The 19623-nt window shown below is 71.7% G+C and carries 18 protein-coding genes and 1 pseudogene; 12 read left to right on the top strand and 7 right to left on the bottom strand.

The window, feature by feature from the left end; translation table 11 throughout:
* Nucleotides 1-58 precede the first annotated feature (58 nt).
* The 4 genes from ACWFRU_RS23875 to ACWFRU_RS23860 are packed head-to-tail and all read left to right on the top strand — an operon-like array spanning nt 59 to nt 4122.
* Nucleotides 59-982 carry an ABC transporter permease gene (locus ACWFRU_RS23875; protein WP_453690020.1) on the top strand — a complete coding sequence of 308 codons (924 nt, stop codon included), beginning with the start codon at nt 59-61 and terminating at the stop codon, nt 980-982.
* On the top strand, nt 975-1952 hold the full coding sequence (locus ACWFRU_RS23870; RefSeq protein WP_453689974.1) for an ABC transporter permease: 978 nt from the start codon (nt 975-977) through the stop codon (nt 1950-1952). Before ACWFRU_RS23875 ends, ACWFRU_RS23870 begins: the two co-directional genes overlap by 8 nt.
* 6 nt (nt 1953-1958) lie before the next feature.
* Nucleotides 1959-2996 (top strand): ABC transporter ATP-binding protein, encoded by a 1038-nt coding sequence (locus tag ACWFRU_RS23865; RefSeq protein ID WP_453689972.1) that lies wholly within the window; start codon nt 1959-1961, stop codon nt 2994-2996.
* Between the two features lie 52 nt (nt 2997-3048).
* A complete protein-coding gene (locus ACWFRU_RS23860; RefSeq protein ID WP_453690018.1) occupies nt 3049-4122 on the top strand; it encodes an ABC transporter ATP-binding protein in 1074 nt (357 codons plus the stop codon).
* A 332-nt stretch (nt 4123-4454) separates the two neighbouring features.
* Here the strand turns inward: ACWFRU_RS23860 and ACWFRU_RS23855 are convergent, their stop codons facing one another.
* Nucleotides 4455-6638, bottom strand: a complete 2184-nt coding sequence (locus ACWFRU_RS23855) for a prolyl oligopeptidase family serine peptidase (protein ID WP_453689970.1) — start codon at nt 6636-6638, stop codon at nt 4455-4457.
* 149 nt (nt 6639-6787) lie between these two features.
* On the opposite strand from ACWFRU_RS23855, the gene ACWFRU_RS23850 reads away from it, so the two are divergent.
* The 4 genes from ACWFRU_RS23850 to ACWFRU_RS23835 all read left to right on the top strand — a co-directional run bounded on the left by ACWFRU_RS23850 (nt 6788) and on the right by ACWFRU_RS23835 (nt 10808).
* Nucleotides 6788-6982: a hypothetical protein gene (locus tag ACWFRU_RS23850; RefSeq protein ID WP_190082113.1), complete on the top strand. Its 195-nt coding sequence runs from the start codon at nt 6788-6790 to the stop codon at nt 6980-6982.
* Nucleotides 6983-7034: 52 nt separating this feature from the next.
* Complete coding sequence (gene mshB, locus ACWFRU_RS23845; protein WP_453689968.1) at nt 7035-7964, top strand: N-acetyl-1-D-myo-inositol-2-amino-2-deoxy-alpha-D-glucopyranoside deacetylase; 930 nt, start codon at nt 7035-7037, stop codon at nt 7962-7964.
* A 92-nt stretch (nt 7965-8056) separates the two neighbouring features.
* Nucleotides 8057-8425, top strand: a complete 369-nt coding sequence (locus ACWFRU_RS23840) for a DUF6113 family protein (RefSeq protein WP_453690016.1) — start codon at nt 8057-8059, stop codon at nt 8423-8425.
* Between the two features lie 172 nt (nt 8426-8597).
* Complete coding sequence (locus tag ACWFRU_RS23835) at nt 8598-10808, top strand: hypothetical protein (protein ID WP_453689967.1); 2211 nt, start codon at nt 8598-8600, stop codon at nt 10806-10808.
* Nucleotides 10809-10893: 85 nt separating this feature from the next.
* Here ACWFRU_RS23835 and ACWFRU_RS23830 read toward each other — a convergent pair whose 3' ends face one another.
* Together ACWFRU_RS23830 and ACWFRU_RS23825 are read right to left on the bottom strand one after the other, a co-directional pair.
* Nucleotides 10894-11736, bottom strand: coding sequence for a transglutaminase family protein (locus tag ACWFRU_RS23830; protein ID WP_453689965.1), 843 nt, complete (start codon nt 11734-11736; stop codon nt 10894-10896).
* Between the two features lie 69 nt (nt 11737-11805).
* A complete protein-coding gene (locus ACWFRU_RS23825; protein ID WP_453689963.1) occupies nt 11806-12279 on the bottom strand; it encodes a DUF2000 family protein in 474 nt (157 codons plus the stop codon).
* A gap of 49 nt (nt 12280-12328) precedes the next feature.
* On the opposite strand from ACWFRU_RS23825, the gene ACWFRU_RS23820 reads away from it, so the two are divergent.
* Complete coding sequence (locus tag ACWFRU_RS23820; RefSeq protein ID WP_453689961.1) at nt 12329-13138, top strand: AraC family transcriptional regulator; 810 nt, start codon at nt 12329-12331, stop codon at nt 13136-13138.
* On the opposite strand, the gene ACWFRU_RS23815 is transcribed toward ACWFRU_RS23820, so the two are convergent.
* Both ACWFRU_RS23815 and ACWFRU_RS23810 read right to left on the bottom strand, forming a co-directional pair.
* On the bottom strand, nt 13131-13967 hold the full coding sequence (locus ACWFRU_RS23815) for a transglutaminase family protein (RefSeq protein WP_453689959.1): 837 nt from the start codon (nt 13965-13967) through the stop codon (nt 13131-13133). The genes ACWFRU_RS23820 and ACWFRU_RS23815 overlap by 8 nt on opposite strands.
* A gap of 40 nt (nt 13968-14007) precedes the next feature.
* Nucleotides 14008-15027, bottom strand: a complete 1020-nt coding sequence (locus tag ACWFRU_RS23810) for a GNAT family N-acetyltransferase (RefSeq protein ID WP_453689957.1) — start codon at nt 15025-15027, stop codon at nt 14008-14010.
* 143 nt (nt 15028-15170) lie between these two features.
* Here ACWFRU_RS23810 and fdxA point away from each other — a divergent pair, with 143 nt between their 5' ends.
* Nucleotides 15171-15491 carry a ferredoxin gene (gene fdxA / locus ACWFRU_RS23805; RefSeq protein WP_030573070.1) on the top strand — a complete coding sequence of 107 codons (321 nt, stop codon included), beginning with the start codon at nt 15171-15173 and terminating at the stop codon, nt 15489-15491.
* Nucleotides 15492-15597: 106 nt separating this feature from the next.
* Complete coding sequence (locus tag ACWFRU_RS23800; RefSeq protein WP_453689956.1) at nt 15598-16701, top strand: bifunctional succinyldiaminopimelate transaminase/glutamate-prephenate aminotransferase; 1104 nt, start codon at nt 15598-15600, stop codon at nt 16699-16701.
* Here the strand turns inward: ACWFRU_RS23800 and ACWFRU_RS23795 are convergent.
* Nucleotides 16614-17817: pseudogene (locus ACWFRU_RS23795) on the bottom strand (MFS transporter). The gene ACWFRU_RS23800 and the pseudogene ACWFRU_RS23795 sit on opposite strands and share 88 nt — an antisense overlap.
* An 81-nt stretch (nt 17818-17898) precedes the next feature.
* Between ACWFRU_RS23795 and ACWFRU_RS23790 the strand changes: the two are divergent.
* Entirely contained in the window at nt 17899-18879 is a 981-nt protein-coding gene (locus tag ACWFRU_RS23790; protein WP_453689954.1) for an ArsR family transcriptional regulator, read from the top strand.
* 73 nt (nt 18880-18952) lie between these two features.
* On the opposite strand, the gene ACWFRU_RS23785 is transcribed toward ACWFRU_RS23790, so the two are convergent.
* Nucleotides 18953-19423, bottom strand: coding sequence for an ATP-binding protein (locus ACWFRU_RS23785; protein WP_453689953.1), 471 nt, complete (start codon nt 19421-19423; stop codon nt 18953-18955).
* Between the last annotated feature and the right edge of the window lie 200 nt (nt 19424-19623).

The raw sequence follows: 19623 nt of genomic DNA, 5'->3' as shown, positions 1-19623 counted from the left end.
GCGGGGGCGGGGCCCTACCCCCGCCCCCACCACCGCTTCCCCTACTTACGGAGCCCTCATGGGACGTTATGTGATCCGGCGTCTGCTGCAGATGATCCCGGTCTTCTTCGGCGCCACGCTGCTGATCTTCCTGATGGTGAACGTGATGGGCGACCCCATCGCGGGCCTCTGCGGGGACCGGAAGTGCGACCCCGCGACGGCCACCCAGCTGAAGAAGGAATTCGGCCTCGATAAGCCCGTGTGGCAGCAGTACGTGACCTACATGGGCAATGTCTTCACCGGCGACTTCGGTACCGCCTTCAACGGGCAGAAGGTCACCGAACTGATGTCGACCGCCTTCCCGCTGACCATCCGGCTGACGCTCGTCGCCATCGTCTTCGAGATCGTCATCGGCATCTCGCTGGGCGTGGTGACCGGGCTGCGGCGCGGGCGTCCCATCGACACCGTCGTGCTGCTCCTGACGCTCGTCGTCATCGCCATCCCCACCTTCGTCACCGGCCTGCTCCTCCAGCTGCTGCTCGGCGTCGAATGGGGCGTGATGAAACCCTCCGTCTCCTCGGAGGCGCCCGTCAACGAACTCATCGTGCCGGGACTCGTGCTCGCCTCGGTGTCCCTGGCGTACGTCACCCGGCTCACCCGGACCTCTATCGCCGAGAACCGCCGCGCCGACTACGTCCGTACGGCCATCGCGAAGGGCCTGCCCAGGCGCCGCGTCATCACCCGGCACCTGCTGCGCAACTCACTCATCCCGGTGGTCACCTTCATCGGCACGGACATCGGCGCGCTGATGGGCGGCGCGATCGTCACCGAGCGCATCTTCAACATCCACGGCGTCGGCTTCCAGCTCTACCAGGGGATTCTCCGCCAGAGCACCCAGACCGTCGTCGGCTTCGTGACCGTCCTCGTCCTGGTCTTCCTGGTGGCCAACCTGATCGTCGACCTGCTGTACGCCGTACTCGACCCGAGGATCCGCTATGCCTGAACCCCGAGAGCCAGACGGAGCCATCGCCCCGACCGGCGCGGGCGGCGCCATGGACCTCGCGGCGACCGAGGGGTCGACGCTGGAGAAGGCCCCCACGGGTTCCGGCGGCCCCGGCCCCTCCGCCCCGGCCCGCAGCCTGTGGTCCGACGCCTGGCGCGAGCTGCGGCGGAACCCGGTCTTCATCATCTCCGCCCTCATCATCGTCTTCCTCGTCGTCATCGCGATCTGGCCCTCCCTGATCGCCTCCCGCAACCCGCTCGACTGTGACCTCGCCAACGCCCAGAAGAGCTCCACGGCCGGCCACCCCTTCGGCTTCGACGGACAGGGCTGCGACGTCTACACGCGGACCGTGTACGGGGCCCGCGCCTCCGTCACCGTCGGCGTCTGCGCCACGCTCGGCGTCGCGATCCTGGGCAGCGTCCTCGGCGGGCTCGCGGGCTTCTTCGGCGGGGTCTGGGACGCGATCCTCTCCCGCATCACCGACGTCTTCTTCGCCATCCCCGTCGTACTCGGCGGCCTGGTGCTCCTGTCGGTCGTCACCAGCAACACCGTCTGGCCGGTGATCGGCTTCATGGTCCTGCTCGGCTGGCCGCAGCTCTCCCGCATCGCCCGCGGCTCCGTCATCACCGCCAAGCAGAACGACTACGTGCAGGCGGCGCGCGCCCTGGGCGCCTCCAACTCGCGGATGCTGCTTCGGCACATCGCGCCGAACGCCGTCGCCCCGGTGATCGTCGTCGCCACCATCGCGCTCGGCACGTACATCGCCCTGGAGGCGACCCTGTCGTACCTCGGCGTGGGGCTGAAGCCGCCGACCGTGAGCTGGGGGATCGACATCTCGGCCGCGTCGCAGTACATCCGCAACGCCCCGCACATGCTGCTCTGGCCCGCGGGAGCCCTTGCGATCACCGTGCTCGCGTTCATCATGCTCGGCGACGCGGTGCGCGACGCCCTCGACCCGAAGCTGAGGTAGGCGCCCATGGCAACCGTGGCATCCGAGGCGTCCGTCAACCAGGCGCCCCCGCTGCTCGAAGTGCGTGATCTGCACGTGGAGTTCAGGACCAGGGACGGCGTCGCCAAGGCCGTCAACGGCGTCGACTACACCGTCGGCGAGGGCGAGACGCTCGCCGTGCTCGGCGAGTCCGGGTCCGGCAAGTCCGTGACCGCGCAGGCCATCATGGGCATCCTCGACATGCCGCCCGGAAAGATCACCGGCGGCGAGATCCTCTTCAAGGGCCAGGACCTCCTCAAGCTCAAGGAGGAGGAGCGGCGCAAGACGCGCGGCGCCGGAATGGCGATGATCTTCCAGGACGCCCTGTCGTCCCTCAACCCAGTGGTCAGCGTCGGCCAGCAACTCGGCGAGATGTACGTCGTCCACCAGGGGATGTCCCGCAAGGACGCCAGGGCCAAGGCCGTCGAGCTCATGGACCGGGTGCGCATCCCGGCCGCCAAGGAACGCGTCGGGCAGTACCCGCACCAGTTCAGCGGCGGCATGCGCCAGCGCATCATGATCGCCATGGCGATGGCCCTCGAACCCTCGCTGATCATCGCCGACGAACCGACCACCGCCCTGGACGTGACCGTGCAGGCCCAGGTGATGGAACTCCTCGCCGAGCTCCAGCGCGAGCTGCACATGGGCCTGATCCTCATCACCCACGACCTGGGCGTCGTGGCGGACGTCGCCGACAACATCGCCGTCATGTACGCGGGCCGCATCGTCGAGAAGGCCCCCGTCCACGAGATCTACAAGGCCCCGGCGCACCCGTACACGCGCGGTCTGCTTGAGTCGATTCCCCGGCTCGACCAGAAGGGCCAGGAGCTCTACGCGATCAAGGGCCTGCCGCCCAACCTCATGAACATCCCGCCGGGCTGCGCCTTCAACCCCCGCTGCCCGATGGCACGGGACGTGTGCAGGACCGACGAGCCGCCGCTCTACGAAGTGGCCTACGAAGGTCTGACCGCCGACCGCCGGAGCGCCTGCCACTTCTGGAAGGAGACGCTCGATGCCTCACGGTGAGCACATCAGCAAGAAGCAGCTGGAGGACGAGGGCGAGACCGCGCGGCAGCTCATGCACAAGGCGCGGGCGGAGCACGAGTTCGCCGCGCACGGCTCGGCGTCGGGCCGCGAGCCGATCCTCCAGGTACGGGGCCTGGTCAAGCACTACCCGCTCACCCAGGGCATCGTCATCCGCAGGCAGATCGGCGCGGTCAAGGCCGTCGACGGCGTCGACTTCGACCTCGGGCACGGCGAGACGCTCGGCATCGTGGGGGAGTCCGGCTGCGGCAAGTCGACGGTCGCCAAGATGCTGGTGAACCTGGAGCGGCCGACGGCGGGCGAGATCCGCTACAAGGGCGAGGACATCAGCAAGCTGTCCGGGCGCGCGCTGAAGGCCGTGCGGCGCAACATCCAGATGGTCTTCCAGGACCCCTACACCTCGCTGAACCCCCGGATGACCGTCGGCGACATCATCGGGGAGCCGTACGAGATCCATCCTGAGGTCGCGCCCAAGGGCTCGCGGCGGCAGAAGGTGCGGGAACTGCTCGACGTGGTCGGGCTGAACCCCGAGTACATCAACCGCTATCCGCACCAGTTCTCGGGCGGTCAGCGCCAGCGCATCGGGATCGCGCGGGGTCTTGCGCTGCGGCCCGAGATCATCGTGGCGGACGAGCCGGTGTCGGCGCTCGACGTCTCGGTCCAGGCGCAGGTGGTGAACCTGCTCGACCAACTGCAGAGCGAGTTCGATCTGTCGTACGTGTTCATCGCGCACGACCTGTCGATCGTGCGGCACATCTCTGACCGGGTGGGTGTGATGTACCTGGGGCGGATCGTCGAGATCGGCTCCGACCAGGAGATCTACGAGCATCCGACGCATCCGTACACGCAGGCGCTGCTGTCGGCTGTGCCGGTGCCGGATCCCGATGCTCGGGAGCATCGGGAGCGGATCATTCTCTCCGGGGACGTTCCGTCGCCCGCCAATCCGCCCTCGGGGTGCCGGTTTCGTACGCGGTGCTGGAAGGCGAGGGAGCGGTGTGCTCTGGAGGTGCCGCTGCTTGCCGTTCCGGCGGAGTTCCGGGGGGTCTCGGGCCCGGCGGCCCATGACTCGGCGTGCCACTTCGCCGAGGAGAAACAGGTGGTGCCGTAGGGGCGGGGCCCTGCGGGGCTCTCCCCAATCCCGCCCTTTCCCGAAACTGGGGCTCCGCCCCAGACCCCGCTCCTCGAACGCCGGAGGGGCTGATAGAGCCCGTCCGGCGTTTGAGGACGAACTCGGCGGAGCCGGTGATTGCGGCACGCAAGGCTCCCGCGCCGAACGGGTTTTCGGGAAGGGGCGGGGTTGGGGAAGAAGCCTGTTCGTGCTTTACACGCGGGCAATCGCTCTGTCGCGTCAGCGATATACGCACCCGGCAGGCTGAGCCTCGTACGGCCGTGCGGGTGCCGTAGGTCGGCCGGGGCAAGCCATGTCGCCCCGGCCGACCGTCACTTGCGGTGCATGCCCAGGGACCGCTTCAAGAAGTCCACCTGAAGCAGCAGCAGGTTCTCCGCCACTTGTTCCTGCGGAGTCATGTGCGTCACCCCGGACAGGGGGAGGACCTCGTGCGGGCGCCCTGCGGCAAGCAGCGCCGACGACAGGCGCAACGCGTGCGCCACCACCACGTTGTCGTCCGCGAGCCCGTGCACGATCATCAGCGGCCGGTGCGGGTCCTCCGGCGCCACCAGGCCCTCCTCGGTGACGAGGGAGCTCAGGGCGTACGGCGCCGGGTCGGTGCCCGGATCGCCCAGGTACCGCTCCGTGTAGTGCGTGTCGTACAGCCGCCAGTCCGTCACCGGCGCCCCCGCGATGCCCGCGTGGAAGACATCGGGGCGGCGCAGGACCGCGAGCCCCGCGAGGTAACCGCCGTAGGACCAGCCCCGGATGGCGACCCGGGAGAGGTCGAGGGGGAACGACTCCGCGAGGGCCTGGAGCGCGTCCACCTGGTCGTCCAGGGTGAGCGTGAAGTCCCGGCGGATCTCCTTCTCCCAGGCGGGGGAGCGGCCCGGAGTGCCCCGGCCGTCCGCGACGATCACCGCGAAACCCTGGTCGGCGAACCACTGGGACGTGAGGTACGGATTGTGGGCGGCGAGGACCCGCTGACCGTGCGGGCCGCCGTACGGATCGAGGAGCACGGGCAGCGGGCCCGAACCCTCCTGGTAGTCCGTGGGGAGCAGGACGGCGCACGGGATCTTGCGTGCGCCCCCCTCGGTCAGTGTCACGCGCGGTGTGAGCTCCGGATGCCGCGCGTACGAGGCGACGGTCGCCACCTGCTTGCCGTCGCGCAGTACCTGGACGCGTGAGCCCGGCTGGTCGAGCGTGGCCGTCACGAGGACCGTGAGGCCTCCCGAGCGGACCGCCGAGTGCACCCCGGGTTCGGTCGAGACGCGCTCGACGCCTAGTTCGTTGACCCGGTAGACGTGCACCTCACCGGTCTCCGGAGCCGCCGCGGCCGCACCCGCCGACGCCGAGATCAGCACGTCGTCGTCCGCCACGTCCAGCACGGCGCGGACGTGCAGCTGCGGCCCCGTCAGGGGGCGTTCGCCCACCGCGAGGACCCGTGCGCCGCCCTCGTCCACGATCCGGACCAGGCGTCCGCTGGGGGACCAGGAGGGGGCGCCGGGGAAGAGTTCGAGCCACTGCGGGTCCTCCTCCGCGTGCACCATGCGGGTCGAGCCGTCGTCCGGGTCCACCGCCAGGTAGAGCTGGCTGAGCTGGTCCCTCGACTGCACGAGGAGCAGGGGAGCCCCTGCCGACGACCAGTGCACGCGCGCCAGATACGGGTAGCGGGCGCGGTCCCACATCACCTCGGTGCGGGCGCCGTCCAGGGTCACGACGAAGAGGCGTACGTCCGCGTTGGCCGTGCCCGCGGCCGGGTACGCGACCCGGGCGGGCTCCGTCTCCGGGTGCGCGGGATCGGCGATCCACCAGCGCCGTACGGGGGCGTCGTCGGCGCGCGCGACGAGGAGCCGGTCCGACTCGGGCGACCACCAGAAGCCCCGCGAACGCTGCATCTCCTCGGCCGCGATGAACTCCGCGAGGCCGTACGTCACGGTCTCCTTCTCGACGGAGTCGGGCTCCGGCGCCACCAGGGCCCGGTCGCCCTCGCCGTCGGCGCCCGTCACCCGCAGGGCGCCCCCGGCGACGTACGCGATGTGGCGGCCGTCGGGGGAGGGACGCGGGTCGATCACCGGTGCGGGGGCGGGCAGTTCGCGTGCCGTGCCCACGCGCAGCTCCGCGGCGAAGAGCCGCCCGGACAGCGCGAAGGCGGCGAGTTCCACCGCCGCGTCCGTGGCGTAGCCCACGATGCCCGCGCCGCCCTCGCGGCTGCGTTCACGGCGGGCGCGCTCCTCGGCGGAGAGGCGCTCGACGGCGCCTTTCAGCAGGGCCTCGGGGTCGGCGGCGACACGCTCCGTGGCGCCGTCCGCCAGGTCCAGGACCCAGAGTTGGTTCGCCCGGTCCGTGCCGGACGACGAGCGCAGGAAGGTGACGCGGGACCCGTCCGGCGCCACCGTGAACGCGCGGGGCGCACCGAGAGTGAAGCGTTGCGTGCGGGCGTGCAGGCGGGGGAAGGAGAGCCGCTGCGCGTGACTCTCGGCGGGCCCGGCGGTTCCGTGCGTCTCGGTGGTCATCCCCCGAGCCTATGGGGCATGCGCCCCCTTGTGCTGCCGTGCTCCGACTCATGCGGACCCACGGATAGTTATGATCCGTAGCGCTTAGTGGGTATGTACCTGCTGGCGTCCGCACTGGTGCAGGGTCTGGGACTTGGAGGTGAGCCGCCGTGGCACTTTCGATTTCGGTGGTGGTGCTGCTGGCGATCATTGTCTTCTTGCTGGTCAAGAAGTCAGGGTTGAAAGCGGGCCACATGATCGTCTGTGTCTTGCTCGGCTTCTATCTGGCGAGTTCCTCCATCGCCCCGACCATCAACGAGCTGACGACGAACGTGGCGGGGATGATCGGCGACATCAAGTTCTGACCCGCGCGCATCACGTTCTGATCACTGCGCGGGGTGCTCGTAGGGTGGTCCCATGACGGAACTGCCCGCCCGGCGTCTGCTGCTCGTGCACGCGCACCCCGACGACGAGTCGATCAACAACGGCGCGACGATGGCCAAGTACGTGGCCGAAGGCGCCCATGTCACCTTGGTGACGTGCACGCTGGGCGAGGAGGGCGAGGTCATCCCGCCCGGCCTCGCCCATCTCGCGCCCGACCGCGAGGACGCGCTCGGCCCGCAGCGCATCGGTGAGCTGGCCGCCGCGATGAAGCAGCTCGGCGTCGCCGACCACCGCTTCCTCGGCGGTACCGGCCGCTACCGCGACTCCGGGATGATGGGCGTCGAGCAGAACCACCGGACGGGCGCCTTCTGGTCCGCCGATCTCGACGACGCCGCCGCGCACCTCGTCGAGGTGATCCGCGAGGTGCGTCCCCAGGTGCTCGTGACGTACGACCCGGACGGCGGGTACGGCCACCCCGATCACATCCAGGCCCACCGCGTCGCGATGCGCGCGGCGGACCTCGCGGCCGAGAGCGCCTTCCGCGCGGATCTTGGCGAACCTCACACCATCGCCAAGATCTACTGGAACCGTGCGCCGCGGTCCGTCGTCGAAGAACGGTTCCGGTGGATGGAGGGGGCCCTGCGGCACTCACCGTTCACGACCCCCGGCGTGGTCGCGGACGTGCCCGGTGTGACGGACGACGAGCGGATCACGGCGGAGATCGACGGGACCGCCTTCGCCTCGGCGAAGGCGGCGGCGATGCGCGCGCACGCCACGCAGATCGAGGTGCAGGGACCGCTCTTCGTCCTGTCGAACGGGCTCGCGCAGCCGATCTTCGATGTGGAGTACTACGAACTGGTGCGAGGAGGAAGCGGTGCGATGGACGGCGAGCGTGAGACCGATCTGTTCGCGGGGCTCGCTGACGCGGGGCTCGAAGGGCTCGAAGGGGTGACGACGTCGTGAGTACTCGTTCGCGTGCCACGTCGGCATCGTCGCCGGCTTCCGGTTCGTCGTCCGCCGCGTCCCCGCCGGGCGGCAGCGCCCTCGCGCAGCCGCTGGACTTCGGCCGGCTCGCCTCGTACGGAGGTCTCTTCGTGCTGGGAGCGGTCGTCGGCGCGGCGGGCGCCCTCGTCCAAGGGGCCTGGTTCCCCGGCGGGTTGCTGCTCGCGCTCCTCGGGGCCGCCGGGCTCTTCCACGGAGGGACGCGCGCCCTCGGCACCAGAGCGGGGGCGGTCGCGCCGGCGGCGGGCTGGCTCGTCTCCGTCATGCTGCTCACGGCCAGCCGGCCCGAGGGGGACTTCCTCTTCGGGGCGGGACTCGGCTCGTACGCCTACCTGCTGGGCGGGATGGCGGTCGCTGTGATGTGTGCCACCCTCGGGCAGTCACCGCAACCAGGCGGGCCCGCCGCCCGACTTGGCAAGTGACGTACTACTTCAACCCGTGTCCCGCACGGGTTTGACGGCGGTCACAGGATGAGTGCCGACGGCGGCCAGTATGGTGGTGCGCGCCGCCGAGCCTCCCCCAGCCTCCGGCCGGAGGGAAATCTCCTCCGCGCGGGGAGCGCACGGGCGGCGGAGCCAACCGGGAGAACCTGCCTTGAGTCGTGAAACTGACAGTTCGTCCTCCGGGCCCCAGGGGCGCGGTGGAGCCGCTTACCCCTCGGGGACGCCGCCGTACGGCTCCCCCGCGCAGGGTGCCGCGTCGGACGGCGCCGTGGACGGCGCGCAGCGGCAGACCGCCGACGAGCGGCCCGACGAGCCCAAGACCGAGACCACGCTGACCACGCGTATCCGGATCAACATCCCCGGGTCGCGGCCCATCCCGCCGGTCGTCATGCGCACGCCCGTCGCGGACAGCGACCCCGGTGCGTCACGTCCGCTGGACGGGGGCCGCGCGGCGGCCGACGCCGCTGACGGTGCCGGACGCCAGGGGTCCGCGAACGGCGCGGGCGGACCTGGTTCCGCCGGGCTTCCCGCGTCGGGCTCCGCGCCCGCCGGGCCTGCCGCTGCCGCGCCCTCGTCGCCTTCCGCTCCGGCGGAGGAGAAGACGAGCGACTGGTTCGCGCCGCGCAAGAGCGGTCCGGCGACGAGCGGCGGAAACACCGCGTCCGGCAATGCCGCGTCCGGTTCCGGCAATTCGGGTGGCAACGGCTCCGGTTCGGGTACGGGCTCCTTCGACGTGTCCGGCGCCGTGGCGGCGGGTCCGCTCGGCACGGGTGCGCCGCAGGGCGGTGACCCGCAGCGCGGGGACCTGCCGTACTTCTCCGGAGGTGCCGCGGGCGAGGGTGGCCGTGGTCCTTCGGGGCCGACCGGCGGACCGGTGACCGGCGAAGGGCCGCTGGCGCCGAAGCCCTCCGACCCGTCGCACCCGGCGAACCAGGCCAACCCGGCGGGCCGGGCGAACCCGATGGCGGCGCCGAATCAGGGCGCACCCGGCAACCCCAGCAACCCCGGCAACCCCGGCAACCAGGGCATTCCCGGCAATCGACCCAACCCGGCCAATCCCGCGGCCCGTTCGGGCGCGGGCGCCGGTGCCCCCGTCATGGGCGACGACACCGCCATCCTCACGCCGCAGAAGGCGGGCCCGCTCCAGGGTCCCGGCGGTGGTCCGCGGCCCCCGGCCGCGGGCGGTCCGGTCCCCGGCGGCCCCGGCTCCATCCCGGGCGGCCCGAGCGCGCCCTCTCCCGGGACCAACGTCTCCGGCGACACCCTGACCAGCGGCATCCCCGTGGTGCCGCCCGCGCAGAACTCTCCGTTCGCCACGGCCCCGCAGTCCGACGGGCCCGTGCCGCACACCCCGCCCAAGCTGCCCGAGCCGGTGCAGCCGAACGTGCCCGTCGCCGCGGCCCCGCCCAAGAAGAAGGGGCGCAACAAGCTCGTCCTCGTGGCCGTCGCCGTGGTCGTCGTGGCCTGCGGTGCTTACGGCGCGGGGCTGTTGATGAACCACGCCGACGTGCCCAAGGGCACCACCGCGCTCGGCGTCGACATCGGCGGCGGCACGCGCGACGAGGCCGTCAAGAAGCTCGACGCGGAGATCGGCGAGCGCGTCGCCAAGCCCCTGAAGCTGTCGGTGGACGGCGAGGCGGTCACGCTCAGCCCGGACCAGGCGGGCCTGACCCTGGACAGCCAGGCGACCGTCCGCGAGGCCGCGGGCAGCGACTACAACCCCGTCTCGGTGATCGGTTCGCTCTTCGGCGGCGCGCGCGTCGCCGAGCCGGTCATGCCGGTGGACGAGGAGAAACTGGCGGCCGCCCTGGAGCGCGCCGCGGGCGGCTCCGGCTCGGCCAAGGAGGGCACGGTCAAGTTCGTGCCCGGCAAGGCCGTCCCCGTGTACGGCAAGGCGGGCAACGGCATCGACGTCGCCGCGTCGACGAAGGCCGTCTCGGAGGCGTACAAGAAGCAGGTCGAGACCGGCAGCGCCGGCACCGTCGAGCTGCCCGTCACGACCCGCAAGCCGACCGTGCCCAACGCCGAGGTCGACAAGTTCATGACGCGCTTCGCCAAGCCCGCCATGTCGGCCAACGTCACGATCAAGGCGGGCAACGCGTCGATCCCGTTCGGCCCGGCGAAGTCGCTGCCGAAGGTGCTCGAGACGAAGGTGCTCAAGAACGGCACGCTGCAGGTGCACTACAACACCGTCGAGCTCAAGAAGCTCTACGGCAACGTCTTCGACGGCATCCTGATCCAGCGCGGCAACGGCGAGAAGACCCCGGTCCAGCCCACGGACGTGGCCGCCGCGATGAACAAGGCGCTGATCGGCAAGACACCGGCGGAGCGGATCGGCGTGATCGAGACCGACGCCAGCTGATCCCCCTACGCCCACGAAGGCCGGCCGGCTCACGTCAGTGATCCGGCCGGCCTTCCGCGACCATCCTGAAGCCTCTCGCAGCGGCTCAGTTCAGCATCGCCCGCGCCCCGTGTGCCTCCTGCCGCAGCCGTACCGCGGCCGCCTCGTCCGTCGCGGCCAGGGCATCGGCGTACGTCTCGATCTCCACGGCGCCCGCCAGGAAGTCGCCGCGCTGGACCAGGAGTTGGGCGCGGTCGTAGTGCAGCCGGTCGGAGTGCGCGGGCAGCAGCAGGGAGAGTTCCACCGCCCAGAGGGCGACGTCCGAGCGCTCGGGGCGGGCCGCCGCCCACGCGCGGATGTTGTTGAGGACGCGCAGGACGATGTCCAGGGGCCCGGCGGGGCTCAGCATCGACGGCACGAGCGGCGCGCCCGTGGCCCCGGCGACCAGCAGCTCCGCGTCCATGGGCGTCAGCACGTCGCCGCCCGCGAAGGGATTGGCGAGGACCTGCTCGTCGTGGGTGCCGAAGCCGACCACGAAGTGGCCGGGCAGGGCCACCCCGTGGACGGGCACGCCCGCACGGCGGGCTACCTCGATCCACACCACCGAGAGCAGGATGGGCAGGCCTCTGCGCCGCCGCAGCACCTCGTGCAGCAGCGCGGACCGCAGGTGCTGGTAGTCGCCGGGCCTGCCCTTGAACCCGTAGCGCGCGCCGAGCAGTTCGGCGAGCGCGAGTGCCCAGGCCAGGGGGCCGTCGGCCTGGTCGGGCAGCCGCTCGGCCAGTTGGTCGGCAAGGCGGTCGAGGATGCGCCGTGCCGCGCGCATGCCCGCGTCGTCGAGGTCCGGGTCCGCCTCCGCGCCGATCAGCAGGCACAGCAGCGCGAGATCGGGCCGCGCCGCCCGTGCCTGATCGGCGAAGAGACGTCGCCGCTCGGGGGATTGGGGGTGCATAGGAGCTTCGTGCCCTGCCGGACCGATCGATAGCGCTCCGATCTCACCCCTTGGTTCCGGCCCCGTCGGTCAAGGGTGCATCCGGGCCCCTTTGAGGACCTTGTCGACGGCGTTGCGCGGCCCGTGCACGAGGAGCCCCACCAGGTCGAGCTGGTCCGTCGGCACGGCGCGCACCGCGGCCCGGTTGTCCCGGTCGTTGCCGGTGGTGAACAGGTCGGACGTGAACACCGCCCTCGGCAGCGCACGCGAGAGAGCGCGCCTGTGCGCGGCGCTCATGGTCTCCTTCGTCCCCTCGAAGACCAGGACGGGCTGGCGGATCATCGACAGGTAGGGGGTGCCGTCGGCGTCCTCGTACGGCTCGCCGATCACCTCGGGTGCCGCCGTGCCAAGCCCGCTGACCAGGAACGCGGTCACGTTGAGGCGCTGCCAGGGCTCCAGGTCGTCACGGAGCAGGACGGCGATCTTCGTGTCGAAGCGGACCGGGGCCTCGTCCGTCGTCGCGGCGGCGGAGGTGTCTGTCTCAGCGGTAGCGGTGGTTCTCATGCACTGAGACTGCCGAGTGGACCGCCGCCACGTCTTGTACGTTCTTAGCATGGTGGCCCGGCAGGAAATTTCCGCATGGCGCCCGCCGGTCGCGGGTGTCGTGGAGGTCTTCCACGCCCACTTCACGGAGCACGCGTACCCGATGCACGTCCACGACGCGTGGACCCTGCTGATCGTCGACGACGGAGCCGTCCGCTACGACCTGGACCGTCACGAGCACGGCACCCCCGGTGACACCGTCTCCCTGCTGCCGCCCCAGGTCCCGCACAACGGCTCGCCCGCCACCCCCGACGGTTTCCGCAAGCGCGTGCTCTACCTGGACATGACACAGCTCGACGCGAGCTACATCGGCCCCGCGGTGGACGGCCCCGACCTGGTCGACCCCGTCCTGCGCACACGCGTGGGCCGGCTCCACGCGGCCCTGGCGTGCCGGGGCGACGAACTGGAGGCCGAGAGCCGCCTGGCCCTGATCGGCGAGCGGCTGCGCGGCCACCTGCGCCCCAGGGTCACCACCGAGACCCCCGGCGACACGGGACGGAGTGTCGCCCAGAACCTCCGTGACCTTCTCGACGAGCGGCTGCTCGACGGTGTGACCCTGGAGGAGGCGGCGCGCCTGGTCCACGCCCACCCCACGCACCTCGTGCGCGCCTTCAGCGGGGCCTACGGCATCGCGCCGCACCAGTACGTGATGTCCCGCCGCGTCGACCGCGCCCGCCGTCTCCTGCTGGCGGGGCAGCCGCCGGGAGAGGTGGCGACCGCCGCCGGTTTCTACGACCAGTCGCACCTCAACCGGCACTTCAAGCGGGTGGTGGGCATCGCGCCGGGGCGCTATGCCCGCACTGCCAGAACCCTCAGTTGAGCATCGCCCTGGCGGCCCGCGCCTGGTCCCGCACGCGGTCCGCCGTGGTCGGCTCCACCGCCGTCACCACGTCGGCGTACTCCTCCAGCTCGGCGGCGCCCGCGAGGAAGTCCCCTCGCTGCACCAGGAGTTGGGCCCGTTCGTAACGCAGCCGTGCCGGGTGGGCGGGCAGCAGCAGGGAGAGTTCCACGGCCCAGAGCGCGACGTCCGAGCGCTCGGGGCGGGCCGCCGCCCAGGCGCGGATGTTGTTCAGGATGCGCAGCACGATGTTCAGCGGATCGGCGGGCGTCAGCATCGACGCGGACACCGAGCCGCCCGACGACCCGGAGACGAGCAGCTCCGCGTCCGCGCCCGTGAGCAGCCGCCCGCCCGCGAAGGGGTCGGTGAGCACCTGCTCCTCGCGGGTGCCGAAACCGACCACGAAATGACCGGGAAGCGCGACGCCGTAGACGGGTGCTCCCGCCCGGCGGGCCACCTCGATCCACACCACCGACAGCAGGATCGGAAGGCCCCGGCGCCGCCGCAGCACCTCGTGCAGCAGGGAGGACTCCAGGCGCTGGTAATCGGCGGGCGTACCCATGAACCCGCACCGCGCGCCGAGGAGTTCGGCGAGGGCGGCCGCCCACTCCCGGGCCCCGCCGGGGCGGTAGGGGAGCTGCCCGGCGAGCCGGTCGAGCTCGATCTGCGCCGCGTCGATGCCGTCGTCATCGAGCCCGGGGTCCGCCTCCGCGCTCACCAGGAGGCACAGCAGGGACAGGTCGGGCCGCTCGGACCTGGCCTCCTCGGCGAACCGCCGCCGGGACGCGGCCGTCCTTGACTCCTCGTGCATGCGTGCCTCGTGCCTTACTTACCGAGCCGACCGGTAGGAGCTACCGAGCCGACGGGTATCGATAGTGGTGGTACGTGTGGTGCGCGGCGAAACCAAGACCGCCGTACAGCGCCCGCGCACCTTCGTTGTCGTCCTCGACCTGCAGCCAGGCCGCCGAAGCGCCTTCGGCGAGCGCCTGCCGGGAGAGCGCGGCCATCACCGCCGTCGCCAGCCCCTGCCTGCGGTGCGCCGGATCCACCTCGACCGCCATGAATCCCGCCCAGCGTCCGTCCACGACGCACCGGCCGATCGCGGCGGGCCCCGCGTCAGGAGAGGCCCCGGGCACGGAAGCGAACCACACCGAGGGGCCGCCCGCCAGCACCTTGCGCACATGAGGCCCCGGGACCTTGAATCGCTTGTACCGGCGCAGCCACGCCTCGTCGAAGGAGCGCGCGAGGAGCACCTGCTCCGCCCCTGCTCCGGGCACGTCCGCTTCACCGAGGGGTGCCAGAGCGCCGACGTGGATCGCGGAACTCACCTCGCGCTCCCAGCCCCGGTCCTCGAGCTCGGCGCAGAGCAGCTCCTGGGTGTCCTCGGCCCCGGTCGCGGTCTGGATGTACGCGGGCAGCTCCCGCTCCGCGTACCACTGACGTACGTACGCGAGGGCCTCGTCCAGCGGGCGTCCGGGATCGCCCAGCGGCAGCACCGAGTTGGCCCGCCGGGTGAATCCGGCCGCCGCGCGCAGCTCCCACGCGCCGAGCGGCTCGCTCTCCACGGGCGGCCAGGCGCGCGCCGCCACCCGGGCCAGCTCCCGGTAGGAGGCCGCAGGGCCGCGCCTGCGGGCCGGGGCGGAGGGGACCACCTTGCCCGCCACCAGGGAACTTTCCGCGATGTGGACACGCTCGCCGTCGCGGCGTGTGATCAGTACCACACCGTCGTTCCACGATGTGAGAACACCCACCGTGTCAGTGAACTTGCCACCCGCCCCAGGCCCTTCGTTCAGGCGGCGTACCGACACCCGTTTGCCCACGTCAGCAGGGCTGATGCGCACCTCAAGCCGTCCGCCCGCAGTGAATTCCACAGCTCTGTACGCCCCTCCTGTTCGGATCATGCCCGGGAACGGAGATACTAGAGGCGGGCATCGACGACGCCGCGCTCCCGCGCGCCAGGCGAGCGGAGCCTGAGGACGGCCCGCCAGCGCCCGTATCGAGGAGGAACGACAGCGTGACCTACGTCATCGCGCAGCCTTGTGTCGACGTCAAGGACAAGGCGTGCATCGAGGAGTGCCCGGTCGACTGCATTTACGAGGGCTCCCGGTCCTTGTACATCCACCCGGACGAATGCGTCGACTGCGGAGCCTGCGAACCGGTCTGCCCGGTCGAGGCGATCTTCTACGAGGACGACACTCCTGAAGAGTGGAAGGACTACTACAAGGCGAACGTCGAGTTCTTCGACGAGCTCGGATCGCCCGGTGGTGCCAGCAAGCTCGGCCTGATCGAGCGCGACCACGCCTTCATCGCCGCATTGCCGCCGCAGAACCAGTAACGGCGGCTTGAAGCGCCGCCCCGGTCCCGTACGGCACATGTCGCCGTGCGGGACCGAGGCATTTCCCCATACACGCAGTACGTACACGCAGTACGGGAGTCAGCACGTGTCCGTAGTCTCCGGTCTCTCCGGCCGCCTTCCCGCCTTCCCCTGGGACAAGCTCGAGCCGTACAAGGCCACGGCGGCCGCCCACCCCGGCGGCATCGTCGACCTGTCGGTGGGCACCCCGGTCGACCCGGTCCCCGAGCTGATCCAGAAAGCGCTGGTCGCGGCGGCGGACTCGCCGGGCTACCCGACGGTGTGGGGCACGCCCGAGCTGCGTGACGCGATCACCGGCTGGTGCGAGCGGCGCCTCGGCGCGCGCGACGTGACACATCGGAACGTGCTGCCGGTCGTGGGCTCCAAGGAACTGGTGGCCTGGCTCCCGACGCAGCTGGGCCTCGGCCCGGGTGACGTCGTCGCCTACCCGCGCCTCGCCTACCCGACGTACGAGGTGGGCGCACGGCTGGCCCGCGCCGAGTACGTCTCGTACGACGATCCCACGCAGCTCGACCCGACGCACCTCAAGCTCCTCTGGCTCAACTCGCCCTCCAACCCCACCGGTCGCGTCCTGTCCAAGGACGAGCTGACCCGCACGGTGGCCTGGGCTCGTGAGCACGGCGTCCTGCTGGTGAGCGACGAGTGCTACCTGGAGCTCGGCTGGGAGGCGGAGCCGGTCTCGGTCCTGCACCCGGACGTGTGCGGCGGTTCCTTCGAGGGGATCGTCGCCGTCCACTCGCTCTCCAAGCGGTCGAACCTGGCGGGCTACCGCGCCGCGTTCATCGCCGGCGACGCGGACGTCCTCGGCGAGCTGCTCCAGATCCGCAAGCACGGCGGCATGATGACGTCCGCGCCGACGCAGGCGGCGGTCGTCGCGGCGCTCGGCGACGACGAGCACGTGCGCGAGCAGCGCGAGCGGTACCTGGCCCGGCGCACCGCCCTGCGCGACGCCCTCCTGAAGCACGGCTTCCGCATCGAGCACAGCGAGGCGAGCCTCTACCTCTGGGCGACCCGCGACGAGTCCTGCTGGGACACCGTCGGCCACCTCGCGGACCTGGGCATCCTCGTGGCCCCCGGCGACTTCTACGGCCCGGCGGGCGACCGCTTCGTGCGCGTGGCCCTCACGGCGTCGGACGAGCGGGTGGCGGCGGCGGTCGAGCGGCTCGCCTGATCCGCTGACCGCAGCCCCGGGGCGAGGGCGAGCGTGACGGCGACGGACGCCATGGCAAGGACGGCCATGGCGGCCGGAGCCGATGTCAGCTGGGCGACGCCGCCCGCGAGCGCGGCGCCCACGCCCTGCATCGTCAGCATCCCGGACGTGTGCAGGCCAAGGGCGTGCCCGCTCAACTCGTCCGGCGTCAGGGCCATCAGCTGCTCCTGGAGCAGCAGGCTCGCCGAGAACCCGACCGAGGCGAGCGTCACCGCCGTCAGGGCCAGGGGCAGCTCGGGCCGCAGCGCGAAGACGAGATACGGGACGGCGAGCAGCAGCCGCAACGGCGCCCCGAGCCGCTCCCGCCACCGGCGCGACAGGAACCGCCCGGCCAGCACGTCCCCCGCGAGCATCCCGAACGCGGCGAAGGCGAACAGGAGCCCCGCGTGCTCGGGGTCGAACGGCACGAAGAGCGACTCGCACCCCACGATCAGGCCGTTGGGCACCCACAGCGCGAGATAGACCGAGCGCCGCGGCCGGGACGACCAGAGCAGCGCGTTCGTACGCCACGTCGCGCCGATCGAGGGGCGTCCTTCGGCACGTGGCGCCCTGCGGGTGAGCCCGGCGCGGGCGGCGACCGCGGCGGCCAGGTACAGCGCGGCGCCGGCGAGCAGCGTGCCGCGCGGCGAGAACACGGTGACCATGACGCCGCCGAGTCCGAAGCCGCAGATCTGCATGGTGCCGCCCGACATGTTGATCACCGAGCGGCCCAGGAGGTAACCCTCCCCTGAGCGAGGCCAGGCTCCCGAGCACCAGGAGCAGCGCGAAGGCGGCCCACAGCGGCAGACCGGGGGCGGCCTGGGCGGCGGTGGCGACGGCGAAGAGCAGCGCGAGGCCCGCCGTCGCACCGCGCGGCGGCAGCCGGTCGGCCGCCGACAGCAGACAGGCGGCGCCCACGACCTGGGCGAGCGCGGGGCCGAACATGCCGAGCGAGGAGAGCAGGGGCGAGCCTGTCCTGTCGTAGATCAGCGTGCCCAGGGCCAGGCCGCTCACCGTCTGGGCCGCCGCCAGGAACGAGGCGGTCAGGAAGAACGGGGTGAACTCCGGGGTGCGGAAGAGCTCGCGGTAGGTGCGCATGCGCGGAGTCTTCGGGGGCCTCACGCAGGGGAGTTAATGTTTCGCGCGGCGGCGAAAGGTGCCGGGGGGAGGGGCGGTGGCATGGGCTGGTGGCAGATCAACGCGGACACCCTCGCGGGCAGCCGCTTCGTCGTCTCGCCGCTTGCGGAGGCGACCGCGAGCCTTTTCTCCCTGGAGCGGCGCACGGTCACACACCCGGGGGAGCGCGCCTGGCTCGACGCCCATCTGCCCGCCTACCGCGAGCGGCTCGCCGCCGATCCCGGCCTCGCGGAGCTGGTGCGGGCGGCGCTCGGTGAGCGGACGCGCTGGATCGCGGACTTCCTCACCCCGACGCCGACGGGCGAGGGCGAACCGTCCTTCTCCGAGGAGCTGGAGCGCATCCGTGAGACCCCCGACGAGGCCGCCCGCGCACACCTGACGGTGGCCCACGGCGGCCCGCTCCCCGAGAAGCTCAGGTGCCCCGGCGTCCCGGACCTGATGGCGGACCTCCTGGAGTGGGTGTGGACGCGGACGGTGCTGCCGCGCTGGCCCCGGATCCGTACGGTCATAGAGGCCGATGTCATCGCGCGCACCGCCCAGTTGAGCCAGGGCGGCTGGGCCGAGGCGCTGAACGGCATGCGGCCGGGGATGCGCTGGCTGGGGGAGAGCAGGCTCCAGATCAACACCCACGAGTACCCGCCGCGCGAGATCTCCGGGGCCCGCCTGCTCTTCGTGCCGGTGACGCCCCGCCAGGGCTGGGTCTCGTGGGACGCGGCGGACCGGTACGCGGTGGTGTACCCGTGCTCGGGGGTGCTCGCCGACGCCGACCGGCCGACGGCGGTGCCCGAGGCGCTCGGTCGACTCCTGGGCCCCGCGCGGGCGGGCGTCCTCGTGCTCCTCGCGGCACCGAAGAGCACCTCGCAGCTCGTGGCGCTGACGGGCCAGGGGCTCGGCTCGGTGGGCCGGCATCTGCGGGTGCTGCTGGACGCGGGGCTCGTACGCAGACGGCGTACGGGACGGGCGGTGCTGTACTTCCGTACGGCGGCGGGGGAGGTCCTGATCGAGGCGCAGCGGGACGGGTGAGGCGTCAGGTGGGCGACGCGCGAGGAGGGCCCGGAGCCAGTGGCTCCGGGCCCTCCTCTCAGATGCGCGGCGGTCAGCCGATCGGCAGGCTCTTGACCGGCAGCTGGTCGGTGGGCAGTCCGCCCTTGGTGACGGCGTCCGTCGGCAGACCCTCGCCGACGGCGTCGGTCGGCAGGCCGCCCTTGGTGGCGGTGCCCGCGGTGTCGCCGACCACGTCACCGGCGCTGCCCGCGAGGTCGCCCGCGGCCTTCTGCGCGGCGGGAGTCGCGGTCTTGGCGCCCGACCCGACGACCTTGCCCGCGGTCGGCACGCCCTTCTTCACGGCCTTGCTGCCGGTCTCACCCGCGAGACCGGTGGTGTTCTGAGCTGCGCCGTCGACGGTGTTGCCCAGACCGGCGGTGTCCAGGGCGGAGACACCGCCCAGGTCGGGGGCGGCCGGAAGCTGGGCGGCGCTTGCGGAGCCGGCCGCACCGACCACGGGAGCCGCCCCCGCTGCGATGAGCAGCGCGGCGCGGGCGATCCTGCGGGTCAGGGGGAGGGACATGATGCTCCTTCAGACGGGAGAGAACGTTGGTGTGTCCGGCCGGATGGGGCCCGGCGTTCGGACGCAGTGACTACCGCTCGAAGCCCTTGAAGGTTGCGGTGGGCCAACGCAAAGAATTGGCAATGCATCGCATAATCGGCTGTGGATAAAAACGGGCAAAACGATCAGTTCAAGCGGGGCTGCTGAAACGTCAATGCGCT

This window comes from Streptomyces sp. NPDC055099 (assembly GCF_053607685.1).
The sequence above is the reverse complement of the archived record's forward strand: the minus strand, read 5'-3'. Positions and strand labels throughout refer to the sequence as shown.

Coding starts and splice junctions, on each gene's coding strand:
- ACWFRU_RS23875 (WP_453690020.1), top strand. CDS start 59: ATGGGACGTTATGTGATCCGGCGTCTGCTGCAGATGATCCCGGTCTTC.
- ACWFRU_RS23870 (WP_453689974.1), top strand. CDS start 975: ATGCCTGAACCCCGAGAGCCAGACGGAGCCATCGCCCCGACCGGCGCG.
- ACWFRU_RS23865 (WP_453689972.1), top strand. CDS start 1,959: ATGGCAACCGTGGCATCCGAGGCGTCCGTCAACCAGGCGCCCCCGCTG.
- ACWFRU_RS23860 (WP_453690018.1), top strand. CDS start 3,049: ATGCACAAGGCGCGGGCGGAGCACGAGTTCGCCGCGCACGGCTCGGCG.
- ACWFRU_RS23855 (WP_453689970.1), bottom strand. CDS start 6,638: ATGACCACCGAGACGCACGGAACCGCCGGGCCCGCCGAGAGTCACGCG.
- mshB (WP_453689968.1), top strand. CDS start 7,035: ATGACGGAACTGCCCGCCCGGCGTCTGCTGCTCGTGCACGCGCACCCC.
- ACWFRU_RS23830 (WP_453689965.1), bottom strand. CDS start 11,736: ATGCACCCCCAATCCCCCGAGCGGCGACGTCTCTTCGCCGATCAGGCA.
- ACWFRU_RS23825 (WP_453689963.1), bottom strand. CDS start 12,279: ATGAGAACCACCGCTACCGCTGAGACAGACACCTCCGCCGCCGCGACG.
- ACWFRU_RS23820 (WP_453689961.1), top strand. CDS start 12,329: ATGGTGGCCCGGCAGGAAATTTCCGCATGGCGCCCGCCGGTCGCGGGT.
- ACWFRU_RS23815 (WP_453689959.1), bottom strand. CDS start 13,967: ATGCACGAGGAGTCAAGGACGGCCGCGTCCCGGCGGCGGTTCGCCGAG.
- ACWFRU_RS23790 (WP_453689954.1), top strand. CDS start 17,899: ATGGGCTGGTGGCAGATCAACGCGGACACCCTCGCGGGCAGCCGCTTC.
- ACWFRU_RS23785 (WP_453689953.1), bottom strand. CDS start 19,423: ATGTCCCTCCCCCTGACCCGCAGGATCGCCCGCGCCGCGCTGCTCATC.